This window comes from Komagataeibacter xylinus (assembly GCF_009834365.1).
In the GTDB taxonomy this organism is placed as follows: Bacteria; Pseudomonadota; Alphaproteobacteria; order Acetobacterales; family Acetobacteraceae; genus Komagataeibacter; species Komagataeibacter xylinus_D.
In genome coordinates, this window is the sequence record NZ_CP041348.1 from 2103576 (window position 1) to 2116444 (window position 12869).

The window sequence follows — 12869 nt, forward strand, 5'->3', positions numbered from 1 at the left end:
AGAGGGCAATGGATTACGAGATCAAAACCCTCGATAACGGAAGCGCAGGTACTGCCAGCCTTCCCGACGAGATTTTCGCCGCAACGCCGCGCACGGATATTCTGGCGCGTGTGGTGCACTGGCAGCTGGCCAAGCGCCGGGCTGGTACGCACAAGGTCAAGGGCATGGGGGAAGTCTCCGGCACGACCAAGAAGCCGTACCGCCAGAAGGGCACGGGTAGCGCCCGTCAGGGTTCGCTGCGCGCGCCGCAGTACCGCACCGGTGGCATCGTTCATGGCCCCGTGGTACGTGACCATGGCTATGACCTGCCCAAGAAGGTGCGTCGCCTTGGCCTGATTTCCGCGCTGTCGCAGAAGGCGGCGGAAGGCAAGCTGGTAGTGCTCGATGCCGCGACTGCCTCGGGCAAGTCGGCCGAGCTGGCCAAGAAGCTGAAGGTCCTGGGCTGGACATCCGCGCTGATCGTGGATGCCGCGGTTGAAGAGAACTTTGGCCGTGCTGCGCGCAACCTGCCGAAGATCGATATTCTTCCGACAGTGGGCGCCAATGTCTACGATATCCTGAACCACGATGTGCTCGCGATCACGCGCGCCGGGGTTGAGGGTCTGAAGGAGCGTCTGGCATGACCAACATCCTGGCAATCCGCAAGAAGGCGGAACGCATGTCTCGGGAAGCGATGTACGACATCATCCGCTCCCCCCTGATCACGGAAAAGGCGACCGCCCTTTCCGAAAAGAATCAGGTCGGTTTCAAGGTTGCGATCAGCGCCACGAAGCCGGAGATCAAGGTTGCGGTCGAGACGCTGTTTGGCGTGAAGGTTCTGGGTGTGAATACGCTCATCCAGAAGGGAAAAGCCAAGCGCTTCAAGGGACGTCCCGGCCAGCGTTCGGATGTTAAGAAAGCGTTTGTTCAGCTTGCAGAAGGTCAGTCCATTGACCTGACCGCGAAGCTGGTCTGACGCGGGGTGACAAGAAATGGCATTGAAGCACTTTAATCCAGTTACCCCCAGCCTGCGCGGAACGGTTCTGATCGACCGCAAGGAGCTGTGGAAAGGCAAGCCCGTCAAGGGCCTGACCGAGGGGAAGAACAAGAGCGGCGGCCGTAACAACCACGGCCGCACCACCTCGCGTTTCATCGGTGGCGGACACAAGCAGTCCTATCGTTATGTTGACTTCAAGCGTCGTAAGTTCGACGTGGTCGGCACGGTGGAACGCCTGGAATACGATCCCAACCGTACGGCGTTCATCGCGCTCATCAAGTATGCTGATGGCGAGCTGGCCTATATCATTGCGCCGCAGCGCCTGAAGGTGGGTGACGAAGTCATCGCCGGTGCGCGCGCCGATATCAAGCCGGGCAACGCCATGCCCCTGTCTGCCGTTCCGGTGGGCACGATCATCCACAACATCGAGCTCAAGGCTGGTGCTGGTGGCAAGATCGCCCGCTCGGCTGGCACGTATGCGCAGCTGGTCGGCAAGGACATGGGTTATGCCCAGATCAAGCTGCAGTCCGGTGAGCTGCGTGTTGTTCGCGCGGAATGCATGGCCACCATTGGTGCCGTGTCCAACCCGGACAACATGAACCAGCACCTGGGCAAGGCCGGCCGCAATCGCTGGCTGGGCCGCCGCCCGCACAACCGTGGTGTCGTCATGAACCCGGTTGACCATCCGCATGGTGGTGGTGAAGGACGCACTTCGGGTGGGCGTCATCCGGTTACGCCATGGGGCAAGCCGACTAAGGGTTACAAGACCAGGGTCAACAAGCGTACGGACAGTCTGATCATCCGTCGCCGGAAGACCGGCAAGTAAGGGGCATTTAAGATGGCACGTTCCGTCTGGAAGGGCCCGTTCGTGGACGGGTATCTGCTGAACAAAGCCGATGCATCGCGCGCGTCGGGCCGTAACGAAGTGATCAAGATCTGGTCGCGTCGATCCACCATCCTGCCGCAGTTCGTCGGACTGACGTTCGGCGTCTATAATGGGCACAAATTCCTGCCCGTGCAGGTTTCCGAGAACATGGTGGGGCACAAGTTCGGTGAGTTCTCACCGACCCGTACCTTTACGGGTCATTCTTCGGACAAGAAAGCGAAGCGGGGCTGAACATGAGCAAGCCTAAGCATCCGCGCACGCTCGCGGAAACCGAGGCGCAGGCGCTGACGCGGAACATCCGCATCAGCCCGCGCAAGCTGAACCTTGTTGCGGGTCTGATCCGCAACAAGCCGGCCGCGCAGGCGATCGCCACCCTCACATTCTCCAAGCGTCGCATTGCCCAGCAGGTCAAGAAGACGCTGGAAAGTGCGATCGCCAACGCCGAGAACAATCATCAGCTGGACGTTGACCAGCTGGTCGTTGCCCGCGCTGAGGTGGGCAAGTCGATCGTGATGCGTCGTTTCCATGCACGTGGTCGTGGCCGTTCGGCCCGCATCGAGAAGTTTTTCAGCCACCTGACCATCGTCGTGGCTGAAAAGAAGCCCGAAGCTGAAACCGAAAAAAAGGCGGCCTGATCCATGGGACATAAAGTTAATCCGATCGGGCTTCGGCTCGGTATTAACCGGACATGGGACAGCCGCTGGTACGCCGATGCGGACTATGCCCGCCTGCTGCATGATGACCTGAAGCTGCGCGCCTACCTGCGCCGCAAGCTGGCCGGTGCAGGTGTGTCCCGCGTGGTGATCGAGCGCCCGGCGAAGAAGCCGCGCGTGACCATCTATGCGGCACGCCCCGGCGTGGTGATCGGCAAGAAGGGCCAGGACATCGATGTGCTGCGCAAGGACCTGGCCCGTATGGCCAAGACCGATGTCGCGCTGAACATCGTCGAGATCCGCAAGCCGGAAATCGATGCGACCCTGGTGGCCGAGAACATCGCCCAGCAGCTCGAGCGCCGCGTTGCCTTCCGTCGCGCCATGAAGCGCGCCGTGCAGTCCGCCATGCGCCTTGGCGCGCAGGGTATCCGGATCAACTGCTCGGGCCGTCTTGGCGGCGCGGAAATCGCGCGTGTCGAGTGGTATCGTGAGGGTCGGGTGCCGCTGCATACGCTGCGTGCGGACATCGACTATGGTGTGGCGACCGCCAAGACGACCTATGGCACCTGTGGTGTGAAGGTCTGGATCTTCAAGGGCGAGATTCTTGCCCATGATCCGCTGGCGCAGGACCGTCGCGCCGCCGAACAGGCCCCGCAGCGCTGATTTGCGGGGTCCAATGGACCTAGATGCGCCAGGCGGCGCGTGAGGATTTGAAAAATGCTTTCTCCCAAGCGGACAAAGTACCGCAAGGCCCACAAAGGGCGCATTCATGGGTTGGCCAAAGGCGGCACAACCCTGAATTTCGGGGCTTTTGGCCTGAAGGCTCTCCAGCCTGAACGGATCACGGCCCGCCAGATCGAAGCGGCCCGCCGGGCCATTACCCGTGCCATGAAGCGTGCGGGTCGTGTCTGGATTCGGATTTTCCCTGATCTTCCGGTCTCGACAAAACCGGCAGAAGTGCGTATGGGGTCCGGCAAGGGGTCGCCCGAATATTGGGTGGCTCGTGTGAAGCCGGGTCGAATCCTGTTCGAGATCGAGGGTGTGCCGCCGGAAGTCGCGCGTGAAGCGCTGGCTCTCGGTGCGGCAAAGCTGCCGATCAAGACCAAATTCGTGACCCGTATCGGAGAGGCGTGAGATGGCAAAGGCAACAAAGCCGGCCGATCTGCGTGCCAAGACTGTTGAAGAACTGGATACGCTTCTCGTCGATCTGAAGCGCGAGCAGTTCAATCTTCGGTTTCAGCATGCGACCGGCCAGACCGAGGGGCAGTCCCGCATGCGCGTGGTTCGTCGTGAGATCGCGCGTGTGAAGACGATTGCGACCGAAGTTGTTAAGAAGAGTTCTGCTGGCCACGCGCCGGCAGTAAAGTCCTGAAGGGAGACGGGCGATGCCAAGGCGCGTCCTGACCGGGCGGGTAACCAGCGACAAGATGGACAAGACCGTTACGGTTCTTGTCGATCGTCGCATTATCCACCCGCTGTATAAGAAGTTCATTCGTCGCTCGAAGAAGTATGCGGCGCATGACGGCTTGAACGAATGCAAGGTGGGTGACACGGTGCGCATTGAAGAATGCAAGCCGATTTCCCGCCGCAAGACCTGGACGGTCGTTGTCCGGAATGGCCAGCCGCTCGCGGCAGCCGCCGGTGCTGCGTCTGGCGCCCAGGCGTAAAGAAGGCATAGACCATGATCCATCCCGAGACCAACCTTGACGTCGCCGATAATTCCGGTGCCCGTCAGGTGCAGTGCATCAAGGTACTGGGCGGTTCCAAGCGGAAGTCTGCCTCGGTCGGCGACGTGATTGTCGTGTCCGTCAAGGAAGCCATTCCCCGCGGCAAGGTCAAGAAGGGCGACGTTCACCAGGCGGTGATCGTGCGCACTTCCTACCCCGTGCGCCGGGCTGATGGCAGCGCCATCCGTTTTGACCGCAACGCGGCCGTGCTGATCAACAAGCAGCAGGAGCCGATCGGCACCCGTATCTTTGGCCCGGTCGTGCGTGAGCTGCGTGCCCGCAAGTTCATGAAGATCATCTCGCTGGCGCCGGAGGTGCTGTAATGGCTGCTCGTATCAAGAAGGGTGACCAGGTTCTGGTCACCACCGGTGGTTCCAAGGGGACCCGTGGCGAGGTCGTTACGGTCCTGCCCGCAGCCAACAAGGCCGTGGTGCGTGGCGTTGCCATTGCGAAGCGTCATACCCGTCCTTCGCGCATGGGTGAGCAGGGCGGCATTGTCCAGAAGGAAATGCCGGTACACCTGTCCAACCTGAAGCTGATCGATCCCAAGAGCGGCGATCCGACGAAAGTCGGCTTCCGTATTCTGGAAGATGGTCGCAAGGTTCGTGTCGCCAAGGCGACCGGCGAAGTAATCGAAGGCTGAGGGGGCGGGAATGTCTGAAGTGAAAGAAGCCCGCGCCCTGCCGCGCATGCAGCAGCGTTATCAGGACGAGCTGCGCGCGAAGCTGCGTGAGGAATTCGGGTACAAGAACGAGATGCAGGTTCCGCGTCTCGAGAAGATTGTCCTGAACATGGGTGTTGGCGAAGCCGCTGGCGACCAGAAGAAGCTCGACGCGGCGGTCAAGGAAATGACCCTGATCGCTGGTCAGAAGCCGGTCAAGACGGTTGCCAAGAAGGCGATCGCCGGCTTCAAGATTCGTGAAGGTCTGCCCATCGGGTGCAAGGTGACGCTTCGCCGTGCCCAGATGTTCGAATTCCTGGATCGTTTCGTGACGATCGCCCTGCCGCGCGTGCGTGATTTCCGCGGGCTGCCGGCGAACAAGGGTTTCGACGGCCGTGGCAACTTCGCGATGGGGCTGAAGGAACAGATTGTCTTCCCGGAAATCGAATACGACAAGGTAGACGAGATCCGCGGTATGGACATCATCTTCGTGACCACTGCGAAGACGGATGCGGAAGCGAAGGCTCTGCTGAAGGCGTTTGATCTGCCCTTCGCTGCATAAAATGTAGCGAAAGGGCTTCCGTCTGAAGTCCAGAAGACCTAATACACACGTTGTTTGGAAAACCGTTGGGAATGGCCCGACAGGTTCCGGAGGGTAAAACAAGGCATGGCCAAAATTTCCGCCGTAAACCGGAATGTCAAGCGCGAGCGCATGGCAGACCGGGACCGGGCTAAGCGGACTGCATTGAAGAACATCATCATGGACCGGTCTCTGCCGGTTGAAGATCGCTTCGATGCGTCGCTCAAGCTTGCTGAACTTCCTCGCAACGGGTCGCGCGTTCGCGTGCGTCTGCGCTGCAAGCTCACCGGGCGTCCTCGCGCCAATTACAGAAAGTTTGAACTCTGCCGTATCGCCCTGCGCGACCTGGCCTCCAATGGTCAGATCCCGGGCATGGTCAAGTCAAGCTGGTAAGGGCAGGGAACGATGTCACTTTCTGATCCGTTGGGTGATCTCCTCACCCGGATCCGCAATGCGCAGCGTGCACGGCATGCTGCCTGCGTGGCGCCGGCTTCCAAGCTGCGCGCCAGTGTTCTCGAGGCGCTTCGCCGCGAGGGATATATCCGTGGTTTCTCGCGTGAGGAACTGCGCAAGGGTGTGGCCCAGCTGCGCATCGAGCTGAAATATCTCGATGGCGAGCCGGTCATCAAAGAAATCCACCGTGTGTCCAAGCCGGGGCGCCGCGTCTATTCCAAGATCAAGGAACTGCCGCGTGTCTATGCCGGGCTGGGTGTGTCGATCCTGTCGACGCCGCGTGGTGTTCTGTCCGATGCGGAGGCCCGCGCTGCCAATGTTGGCGGTGAAGTCCTCTGCCGTGTGTTCTGAGGAGGGATAAATGTCGCGAGTGGGCAAATATCCCGTCGAAGTTCCGTCGGGCGTTCAGGTTTCCGTTGCTGATGGCGTGCTGACCACGAAGGGCAAGCTCGGGGAGCTCAAGCTGCCCCTGTCCGGTCACATCGCCGTTGATGTCGCGGATGGCAAGGTTGCGGTAAAGCCGGTTGGCACCGAGGCCCAGGCCCGCATGATGTGGGGGACCACGCGTTCCCTGATCGCGAGCATGGTCAAAGGTGTGTCGGAAGGGTTTTCCAAGACTCTGGAAATCTCCGGGACCGGTTACCGCGCTGCGGTGCAGGGCAAGAACCTGGTCATGAACCTCGGTTATTCGCATGACATCGTCTATGCGATTCCTGAAGGCATCAAGATCACCACCCCGCGGCCGACGGCCGTGACTGTCGAGGGGATCGACAAGCAGCGGGTTGGTCAGGTTGCGCTTGATATCCGTAGCTTCCGCAAGCCTGAGCCCTACAAGGGCAAGGGTGTCCGTTATGAAACGGAAACCATCCGTCGCAAGGAAGGCAAGAAGAAATAATGAGCACGCAGAAGGATCTGCGGGAGCGGCGGCGCCAGCGTCTCCGTTTCCAGCTTCGCCTCAAGAGTGGTGGCCGTCCGCGTCTGTCGGTGTTCCGTTCGGGCAAGAATATCTACGCGCAGGTGATCGACGATGCCGCTGGCCGCACGCTGGCCGCAGCTTCGACCCTCGACAAGGATCTGCGTTCCACCCTCAAGGGTGGCACGGACGTGAAGGCAGCCGGTGCAGTCGGCAAGCTTCTTGCCGAGCGCGCGGTGGCTGCTGGTGTGTCGAAGGTCGTTTTCGACCGCGGCTCGTATCTGTATCATGGGCGTATCAAGGCCCTGGCGGAGGCTGCCCGTGAGGGCGGTCTCTCGTTCTGACGAAAGGGTCACGCATAATGGCACGTGAACCGAGAGAAGGCGGCCGGGGTGGTCGCGATCGTGACCGCGAAGGCGACGATCTGGTCGACAAGCTGGTCACGATCAATCGTGTTGCCAAGGTTGTAAAGGGCGGTCGCCGCTTTGCATTCGCGGCACTGGTTGTTGTTGGTGACCAGAAAGGTCGCGTAGGGTTCGGCGCGGGCAAGGCCCGTGAAGTTCCCGAGGCGATCCGCAAGGCAACCGATCGCGCCAAGCGGACGATGATCCGCGTTCCCATGAAGGAAGGCCGTACGCTGCATCATGATGTGGCCGGTCACTTCGGGGCAGGCAAGGTTGTCCTGCGCTCCGCTGATGCGGGCACGGGCATCATTGCCGGTGGTCCGATGCGCGCCGTGTTCGAGAGCCTGGGCATCAATGACGTGGTGGCCAAGTCGCTCGGCACCCGCAACCCGCACAACATGGTCAAGGCGACGTTCGCCGCGCTGGAGCGTTGCGCCAGCCCGCGTTCGGTTGCTAACCGCCGTGGCAAGAAGGTTTCGGACATCCTGGGGCGCCGCGAGGCTGCGGTAGCGACGGAGGCTGCGGCCGATGTCTGATACCAAGGCAACCATTCGCGTTACCCAGGTGCATTCTGGCAATGGCCAGAAGCCGGGCCAGCAGGCTACGCTGGTGGGCCTGGGCCTGAACAAGATCGGTCGTACCCGTGAGCTGGAGGATACTCCTTCAGTTCGTGGCATGATCCGCAAGGTGTCCCACCTGATCAAGGTGGAGGATTGAGATGAACCTGAACGAACTTCGTGACAACGAGGGCGCACGCTATCGCAAAAAGCGCCTTGGTCGCGGCATCGGCTCTGGCAAGGGCAAGACGTCGGGCAAGGGTGTGAAGGGTCAGAAGGCACGCTCCGGTGTGTCGCTGAACGGTTTTGAAGGCGGTCAGCTGCCCATCTACCGTCGTCTGCCCAAGCGCGGCTTCAAGAACATCTTCCGCAAGGATTATGCGGTGGTGAACCTGGGCGTGCTCGACAAGGCGATTGCTGCTGGCAAGATCGATGCCAAGGCCGTGGTGACGGAAGAGATCCTGACCACTGCCGGTCTGGCCGGGTCGGGCCGCTTTGATGGCATTCGTCTGCTTGCCGATGGCGCGCTGAACCATGCCGTGACCATTGAAGTGTCCGGCGCTTCGGCCGGTGCCATTGCCGCAGTTGAAAAGGCTGGCGGCAAGGTGCAGGTCAAGGTCCAGAAGCAGCAGGCTCCTGCCGCCGAATGACCGGCTGGGGGCACAGGCACGTTCTGTACCCGAAGCATGATAAAAGCGATGCTGCTTGCACTCGGCGGGCGCATCGCTTTATTACTTTCTGCGGTTTTTTTTATCATGACAGCGTCCCGTTTTCGGCGGTGGCGCTGTTCTTGTGAAAGGATGGGCGCATGGCCTCCGCGGCCGAACAGTTGGCTGCCAATCTGAATTTCAGCTCCTTTGCCAACGCAACGGAACTGAAGAAGCGTATCTGGTTTACCCTCGGTGCGCTGATCGTCTACCGGATTGGCACCTATATCCCCGTCCCTGGCGTCGATGCGACGGTGATGGGGCAGCTTCTGGCCCGGCATCAGGGCGGTATCCTGGGTATGTTCGATATGTTCACGGGCGGTGCGCTTGGGCGCATGACCGTGTTCGCACTCAACATCATGCCCTATATCAGTGCCTCGATCATCGTGCAGCTCATGTCAGCGGCCATTCCCTCCCTTGAAGCCCTGAAGAAGGAAGGCGAGGGCGGGCGGCGCAAGCTGAACGAATATACCCGCTACCTGACGGTGGTCATTGCGCTGTTCCAGGCCTACGGCATCGCCATCGGGTTGGAGAACATGCATACGGAGGCGGGCTCGGCCGTTGTCTCGCCGGGGCTGTTCTTTATCGTCTCGTGCGTGCTGACACTGGTGGGCGGCACGATGTTCCTGATGTGGCTTGGCGAGCAGATAACATCGCGGGGGGTTGGTAACGGCATCTCGCTGATCATCTTCGCGGGTATTGTGGCAAACCTGCCCAACGCGCTCGCAAGCCTGTTCCAGCTTGGCTATACCGGCGCGCTTTCGCCGTTCTTCGTGCTGGTCTTCCTGGTGCTGGCTGCGGTGACCATCGCATTCATCGTGTTCATGGAGCTGGCGCAACGGCGTGTGGTGATCCAGTACCCCAAGCGGCAGGTCGGCCAGCGCATGTTTGGTGGTGACTCGACCCATATGCCGCTCAAGGTAAATACCGCAGGCTCAATTCCGCCAATCTTCGCCTCATCGGTGCTGCTGATTCCCGTGACCATTGCGGGATTCGTCAATAACAGCTCGATGCCTGGCTGGCTGTCTTTCCTGGGGCAATCGCTGGGGCAGGGGCAGCCGCTGTACATGCTGTTCTATGCGGCGATGATCGTGTTCTTCTCGTATTTCTATGCGGCGGTGACATTCAACCCGCAGGAGACGGCCGAGAACCTGCGCAAGCAGGGTGGCTTTGTGCCCGGTATCCGGCCTGGCGCCAATACGGCGGCGTTTTTTGACCGGATCCTGACGCGCATCACGACCATTGGCGCGCTCTATCTTGTCGCTGTCTGCCTGTTGCCGCAGATCCTGATCAGCCATTACAACGTGCCGTTCTATTTTGGTGGCACGAGTCTGATCATTATCGTGACCGTGACGATCGATACGGTGACACAGGTGCAGTCGCATCTGGTGGCGCACCAGTATCAGGGCCTCATGCGTCGCGGACGGGGCCGAAAGGGCAAAATGCGGTGAATATTATTTTTCTCGGGCCGCCGGGTGCTGGAAAAGGCACCCAGTCAAAGCGGCTGGAAGAACGCTACGGAATCGCTCAGATTTCAACTGGCGACATGCTGCGGGCTGAAGTCGCGACCGGAAGCTCCCTGGGGCAGAAGGTCAAGGCGGTCATGGCGAACGGTCAGCTTGTGTCCGATGACCTGATCATTGCCATGATTGAAAACCGCATCCGCCAGCCGGACTGCGCCAGGGGATTCATCCTTGATGGTTTCCCGCGCACGCGGGCGCAGGCGGAAGCGCTTGATGCCATGCTGGCGCGTAGCAGGCAGCACATCGATGCTGTGCTGCTGCTCGATGTGGACGAGGACGCCCTGGCCGACCGGATTGCAGGCCGTTACACCTGCGCCAAGTGTGGCGCGGGCTATAACGACGTGTCCAAGCGGCCGAAGGTGGAAGGCACATGCGATGTATGTGGCGGCCACGAGTTCATTCGCCGCGAGGATGACCGGCGGGACACCGTGGCTGCACGCCTGAAAACCTATCGGGAACTCACGGCGCCGATCCTGCCTTATTACGAGGCGGAAGGCCGTCTGTACCGTGTAGATGGCATGGCGGATATCGATGACGTGACGAAGCAGGTCTTTGGTGTTATCGATCGCATCACTAAAAAGTGATGCAAAATAATTGACTCAATGGGGGGCAGCAGTATATTGCGCGCCCTCAAGGTATGAGCGTCGTGTGAGTCGTCCATGAGGGGCGGCTCGTAGGGCCAGAATGTATGATGATGGGGTTGGCCGGTCCGTAAACCGGTATGTTCACGATGCTCCCGCCAGACAGGGCGGGTGGTGTGACGCAGCCCTGCCTGATAGTTAGTGCCCTGAATCAGGGGCGGACGAGGAGTAAGTGGCGTGGCACGTATTGCCGGCGTGAACATCCCTAGCAACAAGCGGGTCACAATTGGCCTTCGTTATATCTATGGTATCGGGGCCACCAAGGCCCAGGCGATCTGCGACAAGCTGGAAATCCCGGCTGAGCGGCGCGTCAACGAACTGTCTGACGACGAGATCGGCAAGATCCGTGAACTGATCGACAGCGATTACCGCGTTGAAGGTGACCTTCGCCGTGAAGTGGCGATGAACATCAAGCGCCTGATGGACCTCGGCTGCTACCGTGGCCTGCGCCACCGTCGTGGCCTGCCTGTCCATGGTCAGCGGACTCATACCAACGCCCGTACCCGCAAGGGTAAGGCCGTGGCTATTGCGGGCAAGAAGAAGGCGACCCGCTAATCAGCGGATTGCCTGGTATGAGTGCATGGAGCCTGCGGGTTCTGTGCACCGTTTGAACTGACAGGATCGAGAAAATTATGGCGAAAGCTGCGGCTCCGCGTATTCGTAAGAAAGAGCGGAAAAACATCATCTCCGGTGTGGCGCATGTGCTGTCCACCTTCAACAACACCATGATCACCATCTCGGATGCGCAGGGCAATGCAATTGCCTGGTCTTCCGCTGGTGCCCAGGGTTTCAAGGGCTCGCGCAAGTCCACGCCGTATGCGGCGCAGGTTGCTGCTGAAGATGCAGGCCGCAAGGCCCGCGAGCACGGCATGGAAACGCTGGAGATCGAGGTTTCCGGTCCGGGTTCGGGGCGTGAGAGCGCCCTGCGCGCGCTGCAGGCTGTCGGCTTCTCGATCACGGCCATCCGTGACATGACGCCGGTGCCGCATAACGGCTGCCGTCCCCGCAAGCGCCGTCGCGTCTGATACGCCGTCTGCCTTAGTCGTATTTCCCCTGCATGCGGGGGAAGATTGTCATTCCGGTACCCTGCCACAGGGTACCATCTGCCACTCTCGGGTGGCAGATCAGTCTTGAAAGGCCATTACCTTGGTCCTCCAGAAAAACTGGCAATCCCTGATCAAGCCGGAAAAACTGGAAGTCGAACCGGGGGCGGAACCTTCACGCATTGCTACCGTCGTAGCCGAGCCGCTGGAACGCGGCTTCGGCATGACGCTGGGTAACGCGATCCGTCGGGTTCTGCTGTCGTCCCTGCAGGGGGCTGCGGTTACGGCAATCCAGATTGACGGCGTGCTGCATGAATTCTCGTCGGTGGCGGGTGTTCGTGAAGACGTGACCGACATTGTCCTGAACATCAAGCAGCTCGCGCTGCGGATGCATGGCGAAGGCCCCAAGCGCATGGTGCTGACGGCCACGGGCCCCGGCGAAGTGCGTGCCGGCCAGATCCAGACCGGCCATGACATTGAAGTCATGAACCCCGATCTCGTGATCTGCACCCTTGATGAAGGGGTGAAGTTCGGGATGGAGTTCACCGTGAACATGGGCAAGGGCTATGTTCCGGCAGCGGCCAACCGCCCGGAAGATGCGCCGATTGGCCTGATCCCGGTTGATGCCATCTACTCCCCGGTCCGTCGCGTGTCGTACAAGGTGGAGCAGACCCGCGTGGGTCAGGTCACCGATTATGACCGCCTGCTGCTGACGGTGGAAACCAACGGCGCGGTGACACCGGAAGATGCCGTGGCCCTGGCCGCGCGTATCCTGCAGGATCAGCTCCAGCTGTTCATCAACTTCGATGAGCCGCGCACGGTGCGTACGGAAGAGCCGCAGGATGACCTGCCGTTCAACCGCAACCTGCTGCGCAAGGTTGATGAGCTTGAGCTGTCGGTCCGTAGCGCCAACTGCCTGAAGAACGACAACATCGTCTATATCGGTGATCTGGTTCAGAAGACCGAGCAGGAGATGCTGCGCACCCCGAACTTCGGTCGCAAGTCGCTCAACGAGATCAAGGAAGTCCTGACCGCCATGGGGCTTTCACTGGGTATGAATGTCCCGGCATGGCCGCCGGAAAATATCGAAGATCTGGCCAAGAGGCTCGACGAGCCGTTCTGATCCTCCGAACCGGATAAAACAG

24 protein-coding genes are annotated in these 12869 nt (G+C 60.5%); all 24 read left to right on the forward strand.

Annotated elements, in window-relative coordinates:
* The first annotated feature begins 8 nt into the window (after nucleotides 1-8).
* The 24 genes from rplD (at nucleotide 9) to FMA36_RS10080 (ending at nucleotide 12847) form a co-directional block, all read left to right on the forward strand.
* A complete protein-coding gene (rplD, locus tag FMA36_RS09965; RefSeq protein WP_061271391.1) occupies nucleotides 9-623 on the forward strand; it encodes a 50S ribosomal protein L4 in 615 nt (204 codons plus the stop codon).
* A gap of 35 nt (nucleotides 624-658) precedes the next feature.
* Nucleotides 659-955, forward strand: coding sequence for a 50S ribosomal protein L23 (locus FMA36_RS09970; RefSeq protein WP_172157796.1), 297 nt, complete (start codon nucleotides 659-661; stop codon nucleotides 953-955).
* Nucleotides 956-971: 16 nt separating this feature from the next.
* Nucleotides 972-1802, forward strand: a complete 831-nt coding sequence (gene rplB, locus FMA36_RS09975) for a 50S ribosomal protein L2 (protein WP_061271389.1) — start codon at nucleotides 972-974, stop codon at nucleotides 1800-1802.
* A gap of 12 nt (nucleotides 1803-1814) precedes the next feature.
* Nucleotides 1815-2093: a 30S ribosomal protein S19 gene (gene rpsS, locus FMA36_RS09980; RefSeq protein WP_007399623.1), complete on the forward strand. Its 279-nt coding sequence runs from the start codon at nucleotides 1815-1817 to the stop codon at nucleotides 2091-2093.
* A 2-nt stretch (nucleotides 2094-2095) separates the two neighbouring features.
* On the forward strand, nucleotides 2096-2497 hold the full coding sequence (gene rplV / locus FMA36_RS09985) for a 50S ribosomal protein L22 (protein ID WP_007399624.1): 402 nt from the start codon (nucleotides 2096-2098) through the stop codon (nucleotides 2495-2497).
* Between the two features lie 3 nt (nucleotides 2498-2500).
* Nucleotides 2501-3178: a 30S ribosomal protein S3 gene (gene rpsC, locus FMA36_RS09990; protein ID WP_061271387.1), complete on the forward strand. Its 678-nt coding sequence runs from the start codon at nucleotides 2501-2503 to the stop codon at nucleotides 3176-3178.
* 54 nt (nucleotides 3179-3232) lie between these two features.
* The gene (rplP, locus tag FMA36_RS09995) at nucleotides 3233-3649 is read left to right on the forward strand and encodes a 50S ribosomal protein L16 (protein WP_007399626.1); all 417 of its coding nucleotides are present in this window, start codon (nucleotides 3233-3235) and stop codon (nucleotides 3647-3649) included.
* Between the two features lies 1 nt (nucleotide 3650).
* Nucleotides 3651-3887 (forward strand): 50S ribosomal protein L29, encoded by a 237-nt coding sequence (rpmC, locus tag FMA36_RS10000; protein ID WP_159262189.1) that lies wholly within the window; start codon nucleotides 3651-3653, stop codon nucleotides 3885-3887.
* 13 nt (nucleotides 3888-3900) lie between these two features.
* Complete coding sequence (gene rpsQ, locus FMA36_RS10005) at nucleotides 3901-4182, forward strand: 30S ribosomal protein S17 (RefSeq protein ID WP_061271381.1); 282 nt, start codon at nucleotides 3901-3903, stop codon at nucleotides 4180-4182.
* Between the two features lie 14 nt (nucleotides 4183-4196).
* Nucleotides 4197-4565 (forward strand): 50S ribosomal protein L14, encoded by a 369-nt coding sequence (rplN, locus tag FMA36_RS10010; RefSeq protein WP_061271379.1) that lies wholly within the window; start codon nucleotides 4197-4199, stop codon nucleotides 4563-4565.
* Nucleotides 4565-4885: a 50S ribosomal protein L24 gene (gene rplX, locus FMA36_RS10015; RefSeq protein ID WP_078524557.1), complete on the forward strand. Its 321-nt coding sequence runs from the start codon at nucleotides 4565-4567 to the stop codon at nucleotides 4883-4885. The genes rplN and rplX overlap by 1 nt, the downstream gene beginning before the upstream one ends.
* 10 nt (nucleotides 4886-4895) lie before the next feature.
* Nucleotides 4896-5465 (forward strand): 50S ribosomal protein L5, encoded by a 570-nt coding sequence (gene rplE, locus FMA36_RS10020; RefSeq protein WP_061271377.1) that lies wholly within the window; start codon nucleotides 4896-4898, stop codon nucleotides 5463-5465.
* A gap of 105 nt (nucleotides 5466-5570) precedes the next feature.
* Nucleotides 5571-5876, forward strand: a complete 306-nt coding sequence (gene rpsN / locus FMA36_RS10025; protein ID WP_061271375.1) for a 30S ribosomal protein S14 — start codon at nucleotides 5571-5573, stop codon at nucleotides 5874-5876.
* Nucleotides 5877-5888: 12 nt separating this feature from the next.
* Entirely contained in the window at nucleotides 5889-6287 is a 399-nt protein-coding gene (gene rpsH / locus FMA36_RS10030) for a 30S ribosomal protein S8 (protein ID WP_010506719.1), read from the forward strand.
* 10 nt (nucleotides 6288-6297) lie between these two features.
* The gene (rplF, locus tag FMA36_RS10035; RefSeq protein ID WP_110567223.1) at nucleotides 6298-6831 is read left to right on the forward strand and encodes a 50S ribosomal protein L6; all 534 of its coding nucleotides are present in this window, start codon (nucleotides 6298-6300) and stop codon (nucleotides 6829-6831) included.
* Nucleotides 6831-7193 carry a 50S ribosomal protein L18 gene (rplR, locus tag FMA36_RS10040; protein WP_078524555.1) on the forward strand — a complete coding sequence of 121 codons (363 nt, stop codon included), beginning with the start codon at nucleotides 6831-6833 and terminating at the stop codon, nucleotides 7191-7193. Before rplF ends, rplR begins: the two co-directional genes overlap by 1 nt.
* 17 nt (nucleotides 7194-7210) lie before the next feature.
* The gene (gene rpsE / locus FMA36_RS10045) at nucleotides 7211-7789 is read left to right on the forward strand and encodes a 30S ribosomal protein S5 (protein ID WP_014105019.1); all 579 of its coding nucleotides are present in this window, start codon (nucleotides 7211-7213) and stop codon (nucleotides 7787-7789) included.
* Nucleotides 7782-7970 (forward strand): 50S ribosomal protein L30, encoded by a 189-nt coding sequence (gene rpmD / locus FMA36_RS10050; RefSeq protein WP_061271369.1) that lies wholly within the window; start codon nucleotides 7782-7784, stop codon nucleotides 7968-7970. The genes rpsE and rpmD overlap by 8 nt, the downstream gene beginning before the upstream one ends.
* 1 nt (nucleotide 7971) lies before the next feature.
* Entirely contained in the window at nucleotides 7972-8460 is a 489-nt protein-coding gene (gene rplO, locus FMA36_RS10055) for a 50S ribosomal protein L15 (RefSeq protein WP_129551358.1), read from the forward strand.
* 158 nt (nucleotides 8461-8618) lie between these two features.
* A complete protein-coding gene (gene secY / locus FMA36_RS10060; RefSeq protein ID WP_061271365.1) occupies nucleotides 8619-9968 on the forward strand; it encodes a preprotein translocase subunit SecY in 1350 nt (449 codons plus the stop codon).
* The gene (locus FMA36_RS10065) at nucleotides 9965-10624 is read left to right on the forward strand and encodes an adenylate kinase (protein WP_159262190.1); all 660 of its coding nucleotides are present in this window, start codon (nucleotides 9965-9967) and stop codon (nucleotides 10622-10624) included. The genes secY and FMA36_RS10065 overlap by 4 nt, the downstream gene beginning before the upstream one ends.
* A gap of 234 nt (nucleotides 10625-10858) precedes the next feature.
* Complete coding sequence (gene rpsM / locus FMA36_RS10070) at nucleotides 10859-11236, forward strand: 30S ribosomal protein S13 (protein ID WP_061271361.1); 378 nt, start codon at nucleotides 10859-10861, stop codon at nucleotides 11234-11236.
* A gap of 77 nt (nucleotides 11237-11313) precedes the next feature.
* Nucleotides 11314-11706, forward strand: coding sequence for a 30S ribosomal protein S11 (rpsK, locus tag FMA36_RS10075; protein WP_003621069.1), 393 nt, complete (start codon nucleotides 11314-11316; stop codon nucleotides 11704-11706).
* Between the two features lie 121 nt (nucleotides 11707-11827).
* Complete coding sequence (locus tag FMA36_RS10080) at nucleotides 11828-12847, forward strand: DNA-directed RNA polymerase subunit alpha (RefSeq protein ID WP_007399646.1); 1020 nt, start codon at nucleotides 11828-11830, stop codon at nucleotides 12845-12847.
* Nucleotides 12848-12869: the final 22 nt, after the last annotated feature.

What these genes read in the sequence shown, in the direction of transcription:
- rplE (WP_061271377.1), top strand. Translation starts at nt 4,896, where the DNA reads ATGTCTGAAGTGAAAGAAGCCCGCGCCCTGCCGCGCATGCAGCAGCGT.
- rplN (WP_061271379.1), top strand. Translation starts at nt 4,197, where the DNA reads ATGATCCATCCCGAGACCAACCTTGACGTCGCCGATAATTCCGGTGCC.
- rpsN (WP_061271375.1), top strand. Translation starts at nt 5,571, where the DNA reads ATGGCCAAAATTTCCGCCGTAAACCGGAATGTCAAGCGCGAGCGCATG.
- FMA36_RS09970 (WP_172157796.1), top strand. Translation starts at nt 659, where the DNA reads ATGTCTCGGGAAGCGATGTACGACATCATCCGCTCCCCCCTGATCACG.
- rpsH (WP_010506719.1), top strand. Translation starts at nt 5,889, where the DNA reads ATGTCACTTTCTGATCCGTTGGGTGATCTCCTCACCCGGATCCGCAAT.
- rplB (WP_061271389.1), top strand. Translation starts at nt 972, where the DNA reads ATGGCATTGAAGCACTTTAATCCAGTTACCCCCAGCCTGCGCGGAACG.
- rpmD (WP_061271369.1), top strand. Translation starts at nt 7,782, where the DNA reads ATGTCTGATACCAAGGCAACCATTCGCGTTACCCAGGTGCATTCTGGC.
- rpsC (WP_061271387.1), top strand. Translation starts at nt 2,501, where the DNA reads ATGGGACATAAAGTTAATCCGATCGGGCTTCGGCTCGGTATTAACCGG.
- rplF (WP_110567223.1), top strand. Translation starts at nt 6,298, where the DNA reads ATGTCGCGAGTGGGCAAATATCCCGTCGAAGTTCCGTCGGGCGTTCAG.
- rplV (WP_007399624.1), top strand. Translation starts at nt 2,096, where the DNA reads ATGAGCAAGCCTAAGCATCCGCGCACGCTCGCGGAAACCGAGGCGCAG.
- secY (WP_061271365.1), top strand. Translation starts at nt 8,619, where the DNA reads ATGGCCTCCGCGGCCGAACAGTTGGCTGCCAATCTGAATTTCAGCTCC.
- rplX (WP_078524557.1), top strand. Translation starts at nt 4,565, where the DNA reads ATGGCTGCTCGTATCAAGAAGGGTGACCAGGTTCTGGTCACCACCGGT.
- rplD (WP_061271391.1), top strand. Translation starts at nt 9, where the DNA reads ATGGATTACGAGATCAAAACCCTCGATAACGGAAGCGCAGGTACTGCC.
- rplP (WP_007399626.1), top strand. Translation starts at nt 3,233, where the DNA reads ATGCTTTCTCCCAAGCGGACAAAGTACCGCAAGGCCCACAAAGGGCGC.
- rpsQ (WP_061271381.1), top strand. Translation starts at nt 3,901, where the DNA reads ATGCCAAGGCGCGTCCTGACCGGGCGGGTAACCAGCGACAAGATGGAC.
- rpsS (WP_007399623.1), top strand. Translation starts at nt 1,815, where the DNA reads ATGGCACGTTCCGTCTGGAAGGGCCCGTTCGTGGACGGGTATCTGCTG.
- rpsK (WP_003621069.1), top strand. Translation starts at nt 11,314, where the DNA reads ATGGCGAAAGCTGCGGCTCCGCGTATTCGTAAGAAAGAGCGGAAAAAC.
- rpmC (WP_159262189.1), top strand. Translation starts at nt 3,651, where the DNA reads ATGGCAAAGGCAACAAAGCCGGCCGATCTGCGTGCCAAGACTGTTGAA.
- rplR (WP_078524555.1), top strand. Translation starts at nt 6,831, where the DNA reads ATGAGCACGCAGAAGGATCTGCGGGAGCGGCGGCGCCAGCGTCTCCGT.
- rplO (WP_129551358.1), top strand. Translation starts at nt 7,972, where the DNA reads ATGAACCTGAACGAACTTCGTGACAACGAGGGCGCACGCTATCGCAAA.
- rpsE (WP_014105019.1), top strand. Translation starts at nt 7,211, where the DNA reads ATGGCACGTGAACCGAGAGAAGGCGGCCGGGGTGGTCGCGATCGTGAC.